The organism is Denitrificimonas caeni DSM 24390 (assembly GCF_000421765.1).
In the GTDB taxonomy this organism is placed as follows: domain Bacteria; phylum Pseudomonadota; class Gammaproteobacteria; order Pseudomonadales; family Pseudomonadaceae; genus Denitrificimonas; species Denitrificimonas caeni.
Genome location: NZ_ATXQ01000002.1, coordinates 384,768 through 403,043 on the forward strand (window position 1 = coordinate 384,768; position 18,276 = coordinate 403,043).

Consider the following 18,276-nt stretch of genomic DNA (forward strand, 5'->3'; position numbering starts at 1 on the left):
GTCTAACTTTAATTTTGCGTATGCCGTACTAGACAGTCAACATCACTGCTCAATGAGCATCTTGTTAGTATGGCGACAAGCGTAGCCATGGATGGCGTAGCCCCGAATCGAGGCAGGATGCCTCATTGAGGGAAAAGCGATACTAATAAGGTACGGCATGTGCAAATCGTTCTGTATGTTTTTTAGAAGCATCTGCCTGTGCATGTCGTACTTCGAGGTAGGTGTTTATCCGTCGATGAACCCATCCAGGGTTCAACTCCGGCGCTCGTCATCCTTGACTCGCTCACCACACCCACCCCGAAGCACTCATTGACCATGTGTAGTGCTTGCACTATTGCAGCTCTAATCAACTGTGCAGATTTTTACTTGTTGCAGACCAACAGGTCTTAATAAAACTCCATAGAATGATGGCTTAAAAGAGTCGCACTAAAGACTCGCAAACAACATCACTGATCAATGAGTATCTTGTTAGTGTCGCGATCAGCGGAGTCATGGATGACGTAGCCCAGAATCGGGTCAGGATGACCCGTTGAGGGAAAAGCGATACTAACAAGGTACGACATGCGCATATCGTTCTGGGTACTTTGCTTGGTTAAAAACATAAATCCTGTGCAAGTCGTGCTTTGGGTTAAGGCGCTGTCGCTGGCATGGCTAGTTCATACAGGGTTCAATGCGATGATGGAGCAACACCAATCATTGAGCAATCAAACCACTGCGGGCAGGCTGCCCGCGCTTCTAGAGTATTGCAGGGTTAAGCATGCGCATATCGTTATCGATGAACAGGCCAAGCAGTATCCACATCACTAAAGCAGCCAAGCCTGATAGACTGACAAACATACTTGTAACCTGTTTATAGGAGTCCACCTTGAACGACAGCAGCGTTTTTCCTCAAGCCGAAACCATCGAACAACTGCGTCAGAACCTCGCCACTGTTCGCGCCCGTATTGATCAAGCCTGCGTACAAGCTGGACGTGACCCACAAGAAGTACGCTTATTGCCCGTTAGCAAGACTCACCCTGCCGACTATTTGCGCCTAGCCTACGCCGCAGGCTGCCGCATGCTCGGCGAAAACAAAGTGCAAGAAGCCTATCAAAAGTGGCAAGAGCTCGAGGATTTAAAAGACCTAGAGTGGAGCGTCATCGGCCACCTGCAAACCAATAAGGCCAAATACGTTGCCCGCTTTGCCAACGAATTTCATGCACTGGATAGCCTACGTTTAGCCCAAGCCCTCGACCAGCGCTTAATCATTGAAGACCGTTATTTAAATGTGCTGGTACAAATCAATACCTCTGGAGAAGAAAGCAAATACGGCATCGACCCAGAGCAAGCACCAGAACTGATTACCCAGCTGGGACAGTTTTCCCGCTTACGTGTGCGCGGCTTAATGACCCTCGCAATGAACTCCGAAAACGACCAAGCCGTGCGCGGCTGCTTCATCCAACTGCGTGAGTTACGCGACAGTTTACAAGCCATCGCACCGCAAGGTATGCAACTCACAGAGTTGTCGATGGGTATGTCTGGCGACTTTGAATTAGCCATTGCCGAAGGCGCAACCATTGTTCGTATTGGCCAAGCAATCTTCGGTGCGCGAGCGCAACCCGACAGCTACTACTGGCCACAATAACAACGACAGCTAGACACCCTCGTCGCTCAGTGCTGCACACCAGCCACACTGAGCGACGACGTTTTAGTTTTTCACACTAACGCGTGCACGCTGATCCGCTAGCCGCGAGATCCACCAAGCGACGATAATAATCGGCGGTAACGACGCGATATTGAGCCAAGCCCAACCCAATTTATCGACACCGACACCCGCTAACAAACTGCCAAGCGCAGCCGCAGTAAACACCATAAACTCATTAATGCCCTGCACCTTGCCTTGCTCAGCCGGCTCATAGGTAAAGGTCAGCAAATGCGTGGCGCCAATAAAAGTAAAATTCCAACCGATACCAAGCAGAATCAAACCAATAAAATAATGCCAATAGCTATTACCCAGCACATTGACCAGCACACACAGCGCCAACACTGCACAACCCCAAAGAATGACACGACGCGAACTGTAACGACGAATCAAACGGCCGGTAAAAAATGACGGCACATACATTCCCAACACATGCCATTGAATCACCCAAGCAATATTACTAAAGGGAAAATCATCATGCTGCATCGCGATCGGCGTAGCAGTCATTAATAGCACCATCACCGCATAACCAATAGCCCCAGAAGCCATTGCTGCCACCAATAGCGGCTGCTTAAACAACTCAGCATAACTGCGAGCCACCTGCTGACTGGTTGTTTTCAACGGTGCAGCTAAAGGCAAGCTACTGATCAGTAACAAAGCCAACACATAGATCACAAACAAACCGTAAAACGCACCAACAAACGCATTACCGTCATACCATTGGCGCGACCAAATCGCTAAATTCGGGCCTAAAATAGCGGCTAAAACACCGCCTGCCATAACCATACTGATTGCTCGCGGCCTTTGCTCAACCGAACAGACATCAAGCGCAGCAAAACGGTATTGCTGGCCGGTGCCAATTGCCATACCAATCAGAAAAGTACCGCAGGCAAAGTGCATCAAGCTGTTAGCTTCCAAGCCTTGCAAGGCCACCCAAGTACCCACTAAGCCAATGCAGTTACCCAGAATAAAGCCAACCTTACGCCCCATCTTGTGCATCAAATGAGCGGCCGGTAGCGTGGCCATAATTAAGCCAAGAAACTGCATCGCGACTGGAAAGGTAATTAAAGCAGGATGACTGGCGAGTTGCTTACCAATCAGCGCAGACACCGCCACCAACAAAATATTCCCAGTGGTCAACAATGCTTGCGCAATCGCCAACCCCCACACGCTAATCGGCACGCTGGCCTCCACTATTGAATTAATATGCCCGCGCATATTATATGAAAAGACGAATCTGTGCTGAGCACTCAGGTAAACGCGGTTGTTTTAATCCGTGCGGCAACTTGCTCGGCCCACAAACGATAGGCCTGCCCGCTTGGGTGAAAACCATCAGCAGCGAGCATTTGCGGATCAACGCCAAGCTCGATCGGCATAAAATAGAGCCCATCAGCACACTCGGCCAATTGCGCAGTCAGACGGTTTAAACGCTGGGCACGACGTCCCAAATAACCATTTAAGGGTGCAGGCAAGGCAGTAAAGTACTGCATCGGTGGAATGGCCGATATAAAAATATGCTGTACATGAAAGTCTCTGCGCAAGCGCTCTTGCAATTGTTTTAGCTGCGCCAACCATTGCTGATCTTTAGTGCCAGCCGTCACATCATTAACGCCAATGGATAACACCACACAGTCGTAAGGCTGCACGGTTAAATCATCCAACTTACTGAGCAATTGCTGACATTTTAAGCCACTTTCAGCAAGCAGCTGCCACTCGACTTGATGTTCGCTACTGAGTTGCGCCGCAAGCTGGCCAGCCAGAGCATCTTCTTGACGGCTAACACCCACCCCAGCGGCCGCTGAGTCGCCCAGCAGCAACACTCGCAACGGCAAACCCTGTCCTAAACTGCCCGTGCGTGCGCCAGCCGCCTCCGGCAAACGTAAGGTACGCTGGCGAACCTTGCGACCTTGCCATAATAAAATCGGCGCTAAAGCAATGAGCTGTAAGCTATCCAGCATTATTTTTTCACCTGAGCTAAAGCACGGCGCAAGGTCGCAAGATCCTGTCCTTGTTCTGCATATTGCTGCTGTTCATAGGTTTCGATAAAAACCCTCACAGCCTGTTGCTGCGACTGAGGCAACTGCTGATGGATACGTTGGTAAAAATCACGCAAGCCCTCGCCTGTTTCACGCTTAAAACCACGACGACGCAGTACCCGTTGAAAATGATTCAAGACCCGCTGCACAGGATCAGTTTGTCGCTGCCATGGTTTAAACATCCACAACACTATCAGCGCAATAATCAACGCAGCACTGGCTACCAAGGTTAATCCTAAAACTTGCCAATCCACTTTGCCGAACCATTGTTTCAGCCACGCTTGCTGACTATCCCGTTGATAGCCAAGGATCTTCGTTTGCCAGCTGTGATTGAGGTTTTCCCAGCTCATGCGCAATTGATTGACCCAAGCAATATGCTGATAGCGCAACGGCGAGAAGATATCACCCTGAAACAGTTCAGATTCATCTTGCAAAGCCTCTTGCAGGCCGCGCTCAATACGTTCAGGTGCCACCTCGAACGTTGGATCAACACTGCGCCAGCCCTGTCCTCGCTGCCAATATTCAACCCAAGCGTGGGCATCAAACTGACGCACTTGGACAAACTGTCCTGCTTGATTGATCTCACCACCTTGATAACCCGCCACCACCCGCGCTGGAATACCAGCCGCTCGCAGAGTAAACACCATGGCACCGGCATAATGCGCACAAAAGCCACGTAAACTGCTAAAGAGAAACTCATCAACACTGTCACGTCCCAACAACGGCGGTTTTAGCGTGTAGTGATAAAGTTCTTGGTTAAAATGACGCAACAATGCGGACACCAGCGCATCATCGTCGTGATACTGCCCTCGTAAGCGTTGCGCCCAATCACGTGTTTGCTGATTGCCCGTGCGCGGTAACTGCAAAAACTCTTGTTGCTGACGCTGATTTAACTGCGGCTGGCGTAATGCTTGCGGCCATGAGGTGGCTTGATATTGATAGGTGCGATTGACCGGTGTACGCCGCTGCAAACGGAAATCACTCATCAAACGAATGTCTTCTTGTTCGCTGCTGCCCACATCTAAACTAAACAACCAAGGTTGAGTGCTGGGCTGCATGATAATGCTGTAGCTGATCGACTCACCTTGCGCTTGCCACTGCGGCTCACTCCTCTCAAAGCGCTCACTGATCGACCAACTGCGGCCGTCAAAATTCGGCAGGGTCAAGGCGCGCCAATAGAGTTGCGACTGCGCTGGAATTGCCCCATCAAAGCGTGCACGAAAAGCTAAGGCGGCCGACTGACCAAGCTCAGCCAAATCACCGGGAGTCATACTGCTGGATAAACCAGTAGTGCCCTTATCTTTTGGCTGCGGCAAACTCCACAGCGGTTCAAGGCGCGGGAATAGGACAAACAGCAACAGCATTAAAGGTATGGCTTGAGCCAGTAACTTACTGGCCAGCTTTAACGGTGCCAATGGCTCTCTAGCAAAACCACTTTGTTGCAAACCCACCAAGGCCGCAAGTAAAGCAAGAACCGGCAATAGGCTGTACAACGCCGCCAGTAAACTATCAGCAAACAAATAACTGGTAACAACCGTAAAAAAGCCTAAAAAGATCAGCACCAAGGCATCCCGGCGCGTGCGCACTTCCAAGAGTTTTAAGATAAACGCCGTGATTAATAGCGCCACCGCGGCATCTAAGCCAACCAAGCCGCCACGACTTAAATACACGGCAAAACCACTGCCTATCATTAAAGCGGCTTTCACCCAAGCATTTGGGAATGGCCAACGCATCCGAAACACTTGCACCCGCCATGCCGCGCAGCCTAACCACACGCCAATCAACCATAACGGCACATGCAACAAGTGCGGAATAATCACCAAGGCTTGCGCAATCAGTAACCACATCAGACTGATGCGCGGGATATCATCACGCACTTGCGCTGCCGTAGTCATGGCTGCTCCACTCCATACAATGCTAGAGCGCGCAAACAGCGCTGGCGATGCTCGACGCCTGAATCAGGTCCAAGCTCTTGATGAGGTAATAACAAACTATAAGGCTGATCGGTTTGGCTGATTTTTAACACCTGCGCGCAGAGAACCGACAAGCGAAACTCCAGATCGCCCGGCACCTGAGTAAAATCCAAAACCTGCTGCTGACCTTGCTGCTCAGTAAACTGCTTAACTAATAATCCTTGACCTTTTGACCAAGCCTTCCAGTGGATGCGTCGCAATGAATCGCCTTCTTGCCAAGCAGCTAAGCCTTGATAGTCATCAACTCCAGCACTTGGGCTGGCCTGTTCTGCATCGTTTTCATCGCCCTGACCGGAAACAAGCAAATCAACATCATGTAACGGCTGCGGATAGACCAAAATACTTTGCGCCAAATCGATCTGACTCCAAGCGACAAATAAACCAAGTGGAAAACGCGTTTCAATACGCAAGCGCGGCGCGTGCTGCCAGCCACGTTGTTTTCCAAGCAAACTCAACTCAAGCAACTGCTCACTCTGTTGCTCAACATCAACAAGCGTGAGTTGCTTGGCATGCCAACCCACTGCAATGGCTTGATAAGCATTTTTAGCGCTGTGTAAGCGCAAACGATAATTGCCATACTCACCGGCAAAGCACGGTGAACTGCCTGCAGCGCTAAGGGTTAAACCGGCAAGGTTGCGCCAGGTATGAAACATGGTCAACAAACCCAATGACGCCAACAAAAACGTCAGCGCATAGGCCAAACTGTTTTGGTAGTTAATCGCCACTAACAGCATCAACAGCAGAGCTGCTGCATAGGCAATCCCAGTGCGTGTCGGCACAATAAAAATATGCTGTTGCTGCAGCCTAATACTTTGCACCGGCGGCAAGCGTCGCGCCAGCCATGCAGCAAACCACTGCCGAGGTAATTTAAAGAATGTTTCTCGCATTACAAAGCAGGTACGTCAGTCAACAAGCTTTGCACCACTGCCGAGCTGCCAACACCGCTTGCGCTGTTTTGCTCACGCAGACGGTGACCCACCACGACCGGTAACACCACTTGCACATCTTCTGGAATAACGTAATCACGTCCTGCTAAAAATGCCCAAGCTTTAGCCGCTGCCAATAACGCTAAGCTGCCCCGTGGTGAAAGACCAAAGGCCAACTGTGCATGGGTGCGTGTCGCTTCGACTAAACGCAAGATATAGCTGATCAGCGCTTCACTGGCTCGCACATCACTGACCTGCTGCTGAGCGGCCAATAAGTCGGCACGCTCAATCAACGGTTGTAATTGGGTCAATAACTGACGACGCGCAGCGCCCTGTAATAACTGGCGCTCAGCCGCAGCACTTGGATAGCCTAACGACAAGCGCATTAAGAAACGATCCAACTGCGATTCAGGCAGATTGAAAGTGCCGCCTTGGCTGACGGGGTTTTGTGTTGCTATGACGAAAAAAGGTTCGGGTAAAGGCCGTGTTGCACCCTCAATGGTGACCTGTCCTTCTTCCATCGCCTCAAGCAAAGCACTCTGGCTTTTTGGCGTCGCCCGATTGATTTCATCGGCAAGAAGGAGCTCAGTGAAAACGGGACCAGGATGGAAAATAAACTGCCCAGTCTCGCGATCAAATACCGAAGTGCCGAGAATATCGCCAGGTAATAAATCTGAAGTGAACTGAATACGCTGATAACTGAGTCCTAACACTTGTGCCAAGGCATGGCTTAAGGTGGTTTTACCCATACCCGGCAAGTCTTCAATCAGTAAATGGCCGCGCGCTAGCAGACACGTCATCGCTAAGCGTACAGCGTGCTCTTTACCTAAAATGACTTGATTGACTGCATGAATGCAGGCTTCTAGCTGAGTGCGCATCGTAAAACTCCATTTCTAGTGTTTGGCTATGCTAGCTAGCAATCGCTCAGCAGGCAAAGCCAAAACCAGAAACTTGCGCAATTAAACGCAGAACTCAGACGCTTTAACGTCCAGCGCGTGATTCGCGGATATAGAAACGGGCTTTTTCAGCTTTACGGGTGCAGCCTTTATAACCCTCAAACTGCTGCTGAGTTTTCGCCCCAGTAATTAACGTTAACGCTTTTGAGTAGCTCACTGTGCCAGCAAAACCTTCGGCTTTGGCTAAATCCAACTCAGCCCACGCCGCATCCAGTTGCTGTGCACATCCGCTGCGATGATTGGTTTTAGCCGCACAACCGACCATCAGCACAGCCAGTAACGATACACACACGATATGTAAACGCATAAAATACACCTCTGTTGTTATAAGCTAAGGATGTTCGATTCTAGGTTGATTACTAGCGATCCAATCACTGACTAAGCTGTAGGCGACAGCCAGTAAAGTAGGACCGAGAAATAACCCCATAAAACCAAACGCAAACAAACCACCGAATACACCCATTAGAACAACAACAAGGGGTAAGTTCCCGCCACGGCTAATCAAGTAAGGTTTTAAGAAATTATCGACACTACTTATGACTAAGAAGCCCCATAACAGCAAGAAAATCGCCATGCCATATTCCTGTTGCCAAAACAGCCAAGCAACAGCGGGCACCCACACTAACGGCGGTCCCATCGGAATCAGACTGAGCATAAAAGTCATTGCGGCTAATAGTAAAGCACCTGGCACTCCGGCAACTAAAAAGCCAAATAAAGCCACCACCGCTTGCGCTGCTGCGGTACCAATAACACCATTCACCACACGTCGCACGGTGCCTGCGACCAAATCAATGTAATAGTCTGCGCGATCTTTGATCAAACGTTCAACAAGCTCTTTGGCAAACAGAGCTAAGCGCGGGCCGTCGCGATAAAAGAAAAAAACCAGTACTAAACTCAAGGCCAACTCAAGAATACCTGCTCCAATACTGGCACTGCGCGCCAGTAGCCAGTTACCCATTTGCCCCATGTAAGGTTTGATCGTTAAAAATAACGCTGCACCCTGCTGATCGACGGTTTGCCAGATTTCTTGCAAACGCTCTCCGACCATCGGCACCCCGACCAGCCAAGCTGGCGCTTCAGGCAAACCGGTCACGCGCAGATCTTTAATCAATTCAGTGCTAACACGTATATTGTCGGCGATATTAAAACCTAACCAGACTAAAGGCCCGGCAACAATCAATACCCAACCGGCGGTCAATAAACCCGCTGCTAAGGATACGTTACCATTCAACGCTCGGGTCAACATGCGCATGACCGGCCAACTGGCAAACGCCAGTACCGCCGCCCAGAACAAAGCGGTCATAAAGGGTGCCAGCACCCATAAACAAGCACCTAATAACGCTAACAGTAAAATCTGTGCTAACAATCGGTCATTACTGAACATGCGCTTTATCCATTGAAAAAGTGATTGCTAAGGTAAACGCTGCAGTACGAGCCCTGGCTGAGCATACTCGGCTTCCAGCTCAATTCGTGTTGCTCTAAGTCCACGCTCAACCATTGCATCACGCCATGCTTGAGCATTCTCACCGGCCATACTGATACGCATGGTGATATCTTGGTTTAATGCGCGCACCAATAACTTAACCCAAACAGGATCAGGCTCACCAACCAGTGCTGGTAGCGCTAAACGATTATCTACATTCAACTGACGCTCTAACGTCGTTGGCGTCGGCAGCAAATCAGTCGCTAACTGCTCTGCTTGAAACTGCTCAAAATGCAAAAAATCACGACCATTGCCACGCGTGATCGCATACATCGCCACTAAGCTTGCCTGCTGCTCTCCGGCTAAACGAAAGAGCGCATAGGCTTGCCGATCATCAGGGCCGTATAAGCGTGAGTTAGCAAACACTTGATTGGCCCAAAGACTGCTAGAACCACATTCGCGCCCAGCACACCAATACAACATTTGTGCGTGCTGATCTTGCAACAACTGGCGACTGGCATTAAAAGCCGCAAGCGCCTCATGGGTCGGTGCCAGTTGCACAGTTAACACATCCACTGAACCGCGCACTAATACTTCACCGCTATAGCGCATTTTGCCGCTGATACGCCGCACCGAGCCTTTCGGATAGATTTTTTCTAAACTATCACGATGCTCTTGAGTAATGACTTCAGCATCGCGCAAATGTTCAAGTTGCAGCAATGTCGAAAACTCACTTGCCGACACACTGCTGAGCAAAACTGTCAGTAATGTAGCCAACAACGTTTTATACATCCAATTGTGCATTATCACTTTACCAACATAGTTTGTGCTGTTTTTAGGGAGCTCTCATCCGCTTCTGCGCGAACTGGAATACATAAGCCTTTTTGCACGGCTGGGCGCGCAGCAACAGCGTCCATCCAGCGCTGTAACGCGGGCAAAGCGTCGACGCTCACACCTGACCAATCATGTATCGCAACCCATGGGTAAGTGGCGATATCGGCGATACTGTATTCACCTGCGAGGTATTCAACCTCTTCTAAACGGCTGTTAAGCACTTCATACAAGCGGCGTGTTTCGTTCTGATAACGAGTAATAGCGGCTGGAATTTTTTCCGGAAAATAGCGGTAGAACACGTTAGCCTGCCCTTGCATTGGGCCCACCCCGCTCATTTGAAACATCAACCACTGCAAAGCAACTGAGCGGCCTTTGGCATCGGCCGGCAATAACTTTCCAGTTTTTTCCGCCAAATAATGCAAAATCGCACCTGACTCAAAGACCGCAAAATTATCATTGTCACGATCGACAATCGCTGGAATCCGACCATTGGGATTGATCTTTAAAAACTCAGGTGCTTTTTGCTGCTGCAGATCAAAGGACAACTCATGCACTTGATAAGGTAACCCAAGCTCTTCAAGGGCGATGGACACTTTATGACCATTGGGTGTGGCCGCAGTATATAAATCAATCATAATGACTCCTTTGCGCAGCAACAGTGACGTAACAGTTCACGCCACTTATTACATTCAACGCGCGGTTAAAAACGTTTGAAAACAATCCGCTACAGCTTGCGCACCCTGCTCATCATCAAGATGCAAATGGTGGCCGCCTGCTAAGCGTTGCACATCTAACGGCAAACTGCTGAGAATCTTCATAAAATCAGGTTCTACAGTCAAAACACCTTCCTCTGCTAAGACTAAACTCATCGGGCATTGCACCGCTCGTACAAAAGCCACGGCATGCGCCATGGTCAAGCGCAGCGGTGACGGCAAAGTCAAACGTGAGTCGGTGCTCCAGCAATAGCCACCCGCGACCGGACTGAGTCCGCGCTGCGCGAGTAACTCGCTGGCCAACTGGCTGACGGGCATAAAACCACGCATCCGCACTTGTACCGCTTGCTCAACACTTTCATAAATGGTTTTTTTCTTCTCAGCCAAACTGATATGCGCCAGTAATGCTTCACCCAGTTTCTTTGGTGCTTTATCCGCTTCACCCGTATCAGGCACTAAGCCATCAATCAAAGCCACTCGCTCAATACGCTCAGGGACAGCGCCAGCAATCAGCACACTGATAATGCCGCCCAAAGAATGTCCAAGTAGAGAAAATTTTTCCCAACCCAGTTGCTGCGTGGCCATCAAGGCATCTAACGCATAATCCCATAACTGATAACCTGCCCCCGGGGCGCGATGACCCGAGTGGCCGTGACCCGCCATGTCAATGGCGACAATCCTTAAACCTTGCAGTTTGGGTGCCAGTAAATCAAAGGTCATCGAGTTATCGAGCCAGCCATGTAAGGCTAAAACCGGCTGACCATCTTCAGGACCGTAGACCCGTGCTGCCAAATCAATATGCGGTAATTGAATACGTATTTCTTGAGCAAAAGCAGACACTCAGTACTCCTAAGTTCTTTTATCTATTTTATAAGGAAGAGTGTGGCGATTATCCGCGCACATGCTGTAAAGAGCGTAGTTGCATCGTACCAGCGCCAATAAAATCGCCTTCTAGGCAGGCAACACTGGCCGTTTCCATAGGCAAGCCATGCAAACGATCGGCATCCATCAACCAACTGGCTAAAGTACCTAATAAAGGCTGATGGGCGACGATCAATAAATTTTCTACCGGGTAGCCATCGAGCTTGCGCACCACTTCACGCACATCGTCTTCCGGAGTCAGCCAAGGCACGATTTCAATATTTCCATGATGCGATAGCGTGGCGCACAGCAACTCTGCGGTTTGTTTGGCACGAACATAAGGACTGGACAACACCCGATCAAATTTCACATCAAGCAAAAACTGTGCGGCCTGCACAACTTGCTGACGCCCCTGCTCAGTTAACTGCCTGTCAGCGTCATGACGCTGATAGGCTTCTGCCTCGCCATGCCTTAACAGCCACAGTTTCATTGCTTAGGCTCGTCAGACTGTTGATCCTCAGCTCTCAGCGCTGGGTTTTCTGACTCAGCTACTTCATCTGCTGTGACCACATCAGTGATCACAGGTACGTCCTCGGCATCAACAGCCGACTCATCAGTTCCCGTGTCTGTTTCAGCAACTACAGGCTCTGCAGCATCTTCATCAGCCTCTACTTCTTTAATTCTGTGCGCAGGTTCGCCTTCGGCAGCGCGCGCAGTTGGCCAGTCCGCAATCGGCCAAGGCTTCTCATCCGTGTTAAATACGGCAAAGCGACCAATCTGCGCCAAATACTGGCTAAGGCTGTCGCCAAAACTCATAAATAGTCCACTGGGCGCGCCATAAAACAAACGGTACAACAACTGCGCGACCACTAAGAGCGCGAGCAACGGCACAGCAACTTGCCATACCAAGAGAAATAACAGCATCCATAAAACCCGCAACAGGATGGACTCACGTCGAATGGTTTTTTCTGGCGTAGTCATTCTATAACTCCTCGTCTAAAAGCCATCAATGGAAATAAAATCAACATCGGTTTTTGGCTCACCCGTCATCAAGCCGCCAATAATCTGCTCAAGGGTGCGTCCCTCAAATAAAATGGCATGTAAGCCTGCAACTAATGGCATATACACATCCAGTTCTTGTGATTTAGCTCTGAGCACTTTTAAAGTGTTTACCCCTTCAGCCACTTCACCTAAGCGTTCAACCGCCTCATCAAGACTTAAACCTTCACCTAAAGCAAAGCCTACCTGATAATTGCGACTCTTCGGTGATGTGCAAGTCACAATCAAGTCACCGACACCGGCCAGCCCTAAAAATGTCATCGGATTCGCGCCCAACTTCACCGCAAAACGAGTCATTTCTGCCAGCGCACGGGTAATCAGCATGCTTTTGGTGTTTTCGCCCATCCCCATTGCCGCGGCCATCCCAGCGATAATGGCATAGACATTTTTCAACGCACCACCCAACTCGACACCAAAGCGATCACGGCTGGCATAGACACGGAAAGTAGGCCCGTGCAGCACCGCTTGCACCGTACGGCACAAGTCTTCATCTTCACTGGCAACCACACTGGCGGTTAACGCATGAGCGGCAACTTCACGCGCAAGGTTAGGTCCAGATAACACGCCAACTCGCGCCAACGGCGCAATGTCTTCTAAAATCTGACTCATCAACAGAAAGGTTTGCGCCTCAATTCCTTTAGTGGTGCTAACCAGCATTTTATCGCGTAAAGCTTCGGCATAAGGCGTCAATACGCTGCGTAGTGCAGTCGAGGGCAACGCCACAAAAATCAAATCACACTCAGCCAGCGCAGCCGCTAAATCGGTAACTGCAACAACCCCCTCCAGCACCGTGACACCTTTTAAGTAACGCGGATTTTGCCTGTTGTCGTTAATCGCTTGTGCTTGCTGGGCATCGCGCATCCACAAGCGTACTGAGTGCTGGTTGCTGGCCAGTAGATTTGCTACTGCAGTACCAAAACTGCCACCACCTAATACAGCGATTGGTTTTTTTATTGTCATGCTTTTGTTCTCTTCTGCCGAAAACGGCGATTGCATCATTATACGGTGCTGCTCAAGCATAACCAGTGTTTAACTTTATCAGTTAAGCTATGTGCTATTTTTACTTATTCAATTAAGAGGCTGTCCATTGCGGCGCATCAACTTACTGTGGATTCTTTTAAACTGTGCTGTCGCTATTCCAGGACTGTTTAATGCAGCTTATGCCAGTTACACAGATGATCTTTTCATCAGTGATGACGCACTGCCTGAAGTGCTGACGGCCACTCATCTTTACCAAGCCCCCGCAGCAGTACCGGGCAGTGTCAGCACTATTGATCAAGAGTTAATCGAGGCAAGTGGCGCACGCAATATTACTGACCTATTACGACTGGTACCCGGCATGCTGGTGGTGCCCGACAGCAGCAATCTAGGTACAGTGAACTACCATGGCACCAGCCCAGGACAAGCGCGTCGCTTACAAGTATTAATTGACGGTCGCTCGGTATACCGCAGCGCCTTTGCTCAGGTGGACTGGTCTGACCTGCCGATTGCGCTCGAGGATATTCAGCGCATTGAAGTGTTTCGCGGCCCCAACACTGTCAGCTACGGCGCCAACGCACTGTTGGGCGTGATTAATATCATCACCCACAGCGGCAAAGACACGCATGGCACTCTAATTAAAGGCAATATTGGCAACAATGGCATTCGTGACAGCTATGCACGCCAAGCCTGGCACAGCACTTACTCTGATATGCGCTTGTCGATTTCTTCGTTGACCGATGACGGTTTTGAACTGCGTAAAGACGGCAGTGACTTTCGTGACAGCCGCCGTTTAAGTCGCTTCAACTTAAGAGCCAATCATCAACTCAATGAACAGAACAGCTTGGACTGGCAACTGGCTTTTAAAGAAGGCAGCAATCAAATCAACAACAATTACCAATCGGCTTTTGCTGGAAAAATAAACCCTCAGCCTTGGGAGCAAGACAGCAACTCTGATGAGCAAGCCAAAGACTACGCCGCAAGCTTACGCTGGAATAGCAATATTAATGCACAGCACAGCCTTTCTGTACAAACCAATGCACAGCAATGGGAGCGCTTACGCGAGTGGCGCGCCTGTGATGCACAAATCAGCTTCAGTTCTGAGCTCAATGAGCTGTGGCGAACTTCTTCCTTTGCGCAGAGAGAGCGATTGCGCCGCTTAAAGCCCATCGGCAACCCCTCTGCGCGCCAAGCAGTATTACAAAACTGGCTCATCGGCCAACTGGTTCAACCAGGCGCCCTCGCTCACAGTTGCGGCTTAATTAACGAAAACAGTAGAGAGTCTCGTTTTGATGTGGAAGTGCAAGACACTTACAGCGTTTCTGAACAGTTACGCTTAATTAGTGGCCTGAGTTATCGCTATGATCAAGCGCGCTCAGCCTCATTTCTCAATGGCCGCGAGCGTAAAGACATTTTCCGCGCCTTCAGTCAATTTGAATTCTATGCCAGCGAGCACTGGCTGCTACAAGGTGGCGGCATGTATGAGCACGACAGCAGCAATGGTGACTCTTTCTCACCTCGTTTTGCGGTCAACTATCTCGTCACCCCAGCCCATGGTTTTCGCGCAGTTTACAGCGAAGCCGTACGCTCACCTGACATGTTTGAAAACCATGCCGACTGGCAATATAGGGTGAAGGATCTACGCCCTGCAATTGCTCAAAATAGTAACGCTGACTTTTTTATCAGCGCTCAAGGTAATGGCAACCTAAAGCAAGAGAAAATCCGTGCTTTTGAGCTTGGCTACAATGGTTACTTTGCACCGCAAAAACTGTCATTCGATATCAAGATTTTTAATGAGAAAATCACTCGCATGATCAGCCACAGACCAAGCTTAATTTCTTTTAGCTTAAATAATGATGATCACATTAAGTTTTACGGCAGTGAACTTGAAGGCAATTGGCAAGCCACGGAGAAAGATCGCCTACGCATCAGCTACGCTTATATTAAAGACCAGGCCAGCAACAGCCTTGATCAAAACGTAACACCTGCGCACAGCGGATCACTAGCTTGGCTGCGCAATTGGAATGCTGATTGGAGCAGCAGCCTGATGTTTTTTGCTGCTGAGCAACTCAATCAGAACGACTTGCAACTACTGACTGCTCGTCTCAGCAGAAAATTCCAATTGGGCAGTACCCGCCTGCAACTGGCTGGCAGCTTACAGAAAACACTGAATAACCAGCCAATAGGACGTACTAATAATAAGGACAACTCCCATGATACGGCCTACGCGACTGTACAGTTGGAGTTTTAAGCGCTCAATGTTTAAGCGCATATGGTTGGTACTCTGCACAGCTTGTTTGCTCTACGGAGCAAGCACATCTGCAATTGCGCAAATCCTTCTTAGCGCCGAGCATGACAGCGCGACCGTGCGTAGCTTTACCAAGACTCTAGCGCACGCTTTACCGGAACTTGATATTCGCTATATGCCACGTGCGCAGTTGACCGCGCAAACACAATTTCCAGCGGATACTCAGCTGATTCTACTGGGAGCAGAACTCTTAGACTGGCGTTTAAAACTGACTGCCCCAGGCCCTGCCACACTGATTTTACAAGTCAGTCGCGTGCAGGTTTATCACCGCCTCGCTAACCGTCGACCGAGTCATATCACCTTTCTCTGGAGTGACCCGCCACTGCAGCGGCAAATAGCCTTACTCAAAGTTATGCTGCCGGGACTGCAGAACGTTGGCGTTCTTTACGGCAATCACAGCACTTTTTTATTAGCCGAAATTGAACACGCGTTACAGGCTGAAAACCTCACTATGCGCAAATACTACTGGCCTGACAGTTACGACGCGCGCAGCCTTAGCAACTTACTGGAACAAACTGACGTCTTACTGGGTATTGATGACAGTAACATTTACAACCCGGCAACCATTAAAAGCATCTTGCTTAGCAGTTACGCACGCAAACAGACGCTAATAGGCCCAACCGCAGCCTTTATCAAGGCAGGCAGCCTAGCGTCTACTTACAGTGATCAAGACGACTGGATACAGACTCTCAGCAGCGTGCTGAAAACGCCATCAACAAGCTGGCCAAGCAGCCAATACCCAGACCACTTCAAAGTGATGATTAATCGCCAAGTCGCACGTTCACTCGGCATTCAAAAAAACCACGCGTCACGTATTAACCAGCAACTCCAACAGCGCAGGAATGCCCCATGAAGCAATGGCTCGGCAGCAGCATTCACCGCTACACTTTATTTGTCAGCCTGTTACCAGCGGTACTGGTCGCCTTTGTGCTGACCGGTTATTTCACTCTGGCACGCCTGCAAAGCTTGCAAGAAGAATTGGCTAGCACCGGCCAACTCTTCGCTAACCAGTTGGCACCGGCAGCAGAGTTCAGTGTGATCTCCGGCAACTTGCAAGTCCTAGACTCCCTTCTACAAGGCACTTTAAAAAACCCAAACATTGCCTTTATTGAAATTTACGACAATCAACAACAGCTGCTCACTCGTGTAGCAAAGGATCTTCCCCAGCACAGTGTTGGCGCTACGTTTAAAGCCAACATCACTCGACAAAACGTGCAACTTGACCCGCTATTCCTGTCATCATCATTTCTCAGTGAAGCTGCACAGCCAGAAGAAAGCATCGGTCATGTCGTACTCGGGATGACCGACAGCGCGCTAAAAAAACAACAGCAACATATTTTATTTCATGCTTTTTGGTTGATTTGTATGGCCCTATCGCTGATTTGGGCGCTGGCGTACAGCTTGGCGCGCAGCCTTTCGACACCTATCCATCAGATGCGCCAAAAATTACGTGAAATGGATAGAGGGCTTTACCAAACGTCGACACTGCAAGACATCCATCACGGCGAATTAGGCGAGCTCAGCCAGCACATTAATATGCTGGCACAAACCTTACAGAATGCCCAAAGAACTCAACAACAAAACACCACTGAACTGCAACATGCCCACCATCAAGCTAAGCGCGCCAATCAGGCCAAATCTGACTTTTTAACCATGATGAGCCATGAGTTACGTACTCCGATGAATGGCGTGCTCGGCATGCTGCAACTGCTTGAGCAAACGCAGCTTAACCAAGAACAAACGGAATACACCTCGATCGCACACACATCGAGCTTGCAAATGATTGATGTGATTAATGACATCCTAGACTTCTCACGACTTGAGCATGACGCCTTACAATTAGAGTGCATCGCTTTCTCTTTAGCCGATTTATTTACTTCACTGCAGCGTATTTTTAAATACAGCGCTGAGCAGCAAGGTGTTGAGCTGATTTTTTGTTTGCCTGATGAGTTGGCCACTTTGCAAGTCGAGGGCGATCCCACCCGCTTACGGCAAATACTAGTGAATTTGTTATCCAATGCACTCAAATTTACCGCTCAAGGCAGCGTGACCTTAAACCTGAATTGGACACGTTCAGAATCCCAGCAGATTATTCTGCAGTGCATCATTACTGACACTGGCATTGGTATTGCTGCCGAGCAACTGGCACATATCTTTGATCCCTTTCACCAGGCTGACCAGAGTATTTCTCGGCGCTATGGTGGCACCGGGCTTGGTTTATCCATTGCTCATGCTCTAACGCTACAGATGGGAGGCCAACTTTCGGTCAGTAGCCGTATGCATGAAGGCTCAACTTTCACCCTGATAATCCCCTTACATGACTGCCAGCGTTAAAACAATTGAAAAAACAACTTAGGCGACTAAGGGATAACCTTGTCGAGTAATTACAAAGGTCAGTTATAAAAAGCTGTGACTTACGGCAAGATTATGTGGTCTAACCATGCACTTACCAAGCATTGGTGCTTTTTGTCATTGTTGCTATCGCTTATTAAGCAGTAAGCTGACAAAAGGCTTAAGTTGAATAGAGT

16 protein-coding genes and 1 pseudogene are annotated in these 18,276 nt (G+C 49.4%); 4 read left to right on the forward strand and 13 right to left on the reverse strand.

Annotation, left to right across the window (positions count from 1 at the left end):
• Window positions 1-865 precede the first annotated feature (865 nt).
• A complete protein-coding gene (locus H591_RS0104735) occupies window positions 866-1,624 on the forward strand; it encodes a YggS family pyridoxal phosphate-dependent enzyme (protein WP_022965804.1) in 759 nt (252 codons plus the stop codon).
• 63 nt (window positions 1,625-1,687) lie between these two features.
• On the opposite strand, the gene H591_RS0104740 is transcribed toward H591_RS0104735, so the two are convergent.
• The 13 genes and pseudogenes from H591_RS0104740 to H591_RS0104800 all read right to left on the reverse strand — a co-directional run bounded on the left by H591_RS0104740 (window position 1,688) and on the right by H591_RS0104800 (window position 13,422).
• Window positions 1,688-2,863, reverse strand: coding sequence for an MFS transporter (locus tag H591_RS0104740; RefSeq protein WP_022965805.1), 1,176 nt, complete (start codon window positions 2,861-2,863; stop codon window positions 1,688-1,690).
• A 68-nt stretch (window positions 2,864-2,931) separates the two neighbouring features.
• The gene (locus H591_RS0104745; protein WP_022965806.1) at window positions 2,932-3,639 is read right to left on the reverse strand and encodes an SGNH/GDSL hydrolase family protein; all 708 of its coding nucleotides are present in this window, start codon (window positions 3,637-3,639) and stop codon (window positions 2,932-2,934) included.
• The gene (locus H591_RS0104750; protein ID WP_022965807.1) at window positions 3,639-5,612 is read right to left on the reverse strand and encodes a transglutaminase family protein; all 1,974 of its coding nucleotides are present in this window, start codon (window positions 5,610-5,612) and stop codon (window positions 3,639-3,641) included. Before H591_RS0104750 ends, H591_RS0104745 begins: the two co-directional genes overlap by 1 nt.
• Complete coding sequence (locus tag H591_RS0104755; RefSeq protein WP_022965808.1) at window positions 5,609-6,577, reverse strand: DUF58 domain-containing protein; 969 nt, start codon at window positions 6,575-6,577, stop codon at window positions 5,609-5,611. Before H591_RS0104755 ends, H591_RS0104750 begins: the two co-directional genes overlap by 4 nt.
• Entirely contained in the window at window positions 6,577-7,494 is a 918-nt protein-coding gene (locus H591_RS0104760) for an AAA family ATPase (protein ID WP_022965809.1), read from the reverse strand. The genes H591_RS0104755 and H591_RS0104760 overlap by 1 nt, the downstream gene beginning before the upstream one ends.
• A 103-nt stretch (window positions 7,495-7,597) precedes the next feature.
• Window positions 7,598-7,879, reverse strand: a complete 282-nt coding sequence (locus H591_RS0104765) for a hypothetical protein (RefSeq protein WP_022965810.1) — start codon at window positions 7,877-7,879, stop codon at window positions 7,598-7,600.
• A 24-nt stretch (window positions 7,880-7,903) separates the two neighbouring features.
• Window positions 7,904-8,956 carry an AI-2E family transporter gene (locus H591_RS0104770; RefSeq protein ID WP_022965811.1) on the reverse strand — a complete coding sequence of 351 codons (1,053 nt, stop codon included), beginning with the start codon at window positions 8,954-8,956 and terminating at the stop codon, window positions 7,904-7,906.
• Between the two features lie 27 nt (window positions 8,957-8,983).
• Complete coding sequence (locus tag H591_RS0104775) at window positions 8,984-9,799, reverse strand: DUF4892 domain-containing protein (protein ID WP_051145788.1); 816 nt, start codon at window positions 9,797-9,799, stop codon at window positions 8,984-8,986.
• Between the two features lie 2 nt (window positions 9,800-9,801).
• A complete protein-coding gene (locus tag H591_RS0104780) occupies window positions 9,802-10,464 on the reverse strand; it encodes a glutathione S-transferase family protein (protein ID WP_022965813.1) in 663 nt (220 codons plus the stop codon).
• A 54-nt stretch (window positions 10,465-10,518) separates the two neighbouring features.
• Window positions 10,519-11,382 (reverse strand): alpha/beta fold hydrolase, encoded by an 864-nt coding sequence (locus H591_RS0104785; RefSeq protein WP_022965814.1) that lies wholly within the window; start codon window positions 11,380-11,382, stop codon window positions 10,519-10,521.
• A gap of 49 nt (window positions 11,383-11,431) precedes the next feature.
• On the reverse strand, window positions 11,432-11,893 hold the full coding sequence (sixA, locus tag H591_RS0104790) for a phosphohistidine phosphatase SixA (protein ID WP_022965815.1): 462 nt from the start codon (window positions 11,891-11,893) through the stop codon (window positions 11,432-11,434).
• A gap of 188 nt (window positions 11,894-12,081) precedes the next feature.
• Window positions 12,082-12,384 (reverse strand): annotated as a pseudogene (locus tag H591_RS16150) (DUF4389 domain-containing protein); the annotation flags it as partial.
• Window positions 12,385-12,399: 15 nt separating this feature from the next.
• Window positions 12,400-13,422, reverse strand: a complete 1,023-nt coding sequence (locus H591_RS0104800; RefSeq protein WP_028244187.1) for an NAD(P)H-dependent glycerol-3-phosphate dehydrogenase — start codon at window positions 13,420-13,422, stop codon at window positions 12,400-12,402.
• A 127-nt stretch (window positions 13,423-13,549) separates the two neighbouring features.
• Here H591_RS0104800 and H591_RS14855 point away from each other — a divergent pair, with 127 nt between their 5' ends.
• The 3 genes from H591_RS14855 to H591_RS14860 are packed head-to-tail and all read left to right on the forward strand — an operon-like array spanning window position 13,550 to window position 18,082.
• Entirely contained in the window at window positions 13,550-15,691 is a 2,142-nt protein-coding gene (locus H591_RS14855) for a TonB-dependent receptor plug domain-containing protein (protein ID WP_022965818.1), read from the forward strand.
• A 7-nt stretch (window positions 15,692-15,698) separates the two neighbouring features.
• A complete protein-coding gene (locus tag H591_RS0104810; RefSeq protein WP_022965819.1) occupies window positions 15,699-16,601 on the forward strand; it encodes an ABC transporter substrate binding protein in 903 nt (300 codons plus the stop codon).
• Complete coding sequence (locus tag H591_RS14860) at window positions 16,598-18,082, forward strand: ATP-binding protein (protein WP_022965820.1); 1,485 nt, start codon at window positions 16,598-16,600, stop codon at window positions 18,080-18,082. The genes H591_RS0104810 and H591_RS14860 overlap by 4 nt, the downstream gene beginning before the upstream one ends.
• Window positions 18,083-18,276: the final 194 nt, after the last annotated feature.

Bases quoted from the DNA above. Each gene is read 5' to 3' on its own strand.
- H591_RS0104745 (WP_022965806.1), bottom strand. From the start codon at position 3,639: ATGCTGGATAGCTTACAGCTCATTGCTTTAGCGCCGATTTTATTATGG.
- H591_RS0104750 (WP_022965807.1), bottom strand. From the start codon at position 5,612: ATGACTACGGCAGCGCAAGTGCGTGATGATATCCCGCGCATCAGTCTG.
- H591_RS0104755 (WP_022965808.1), bottom strand. From the start codon at position 6,577: ATGCGAGAAACATTCTTTAAATTACCTCGGCAGTGGTTTGCTGCATGG.
- H591_RS0104760 (WP_022965809.1), bottom strand. From the start codon at position 7,494: ATGCGCACTCAGCTAGAAGCCTGCATTCATGCAGTCAATCAAGTCATT.
- H591_RS0104765 (WP_022965810.1), bottom strand. From the start codon at position 7,879: ATGCGTTTACATATCGTGTGTGTATCGTTACTGGCTGTGCTGATGGTC.
- H591_RS0104770 (WP_022965811.1), bottom strand. From the start codon at position 8,956: ATGTTCAGTAATGACCGATTGTTAGCACAGATTTTACTGTTAGCGTTA.
- H591_RS0104775 (WP_051145788.1), bottom strand. From the start codon at position 9,799: ATGCACAATTGGATGTATAAAACGTTGTTGGCTACATTACTGACAGTT.
- H591_RS0104780 (WP_022965813.1), bottom strand. From the start codon at position 10,464: ATGATTGATTTATATACTGCGGCCACACCCAATGGTCATAAAGTGTCC.
- sixA (WP_022965815.1), bottom strand. From the start codon at position 11,893: ATGAAACTGTGGCTGTTAAGGCATGGCGAGGCAGAAGCCTATCAGCGT.
- H591_RS0104800 (WP_028244187.1), bottom strand. From the start codon at position 13,422: ATGACAATAAAAAAACCAATCGCTGTATTAGGTGGTGGCAGTTTTGGT.
- H591_RS0104810 (WP_022965819.1), top strand. From the start codon at position 15,699: ATGTTTAAGCGCATATGGTTGGTACTCTGCACAGCTTGTTTGCTCTAC.
- H591_RS14860 (WP_022965820.1), top strand. From the start codon at position 16,598: ATGAAGCAATGGCTCGGCAGCAGCATTCACCGCTACACTTTATTTGTC.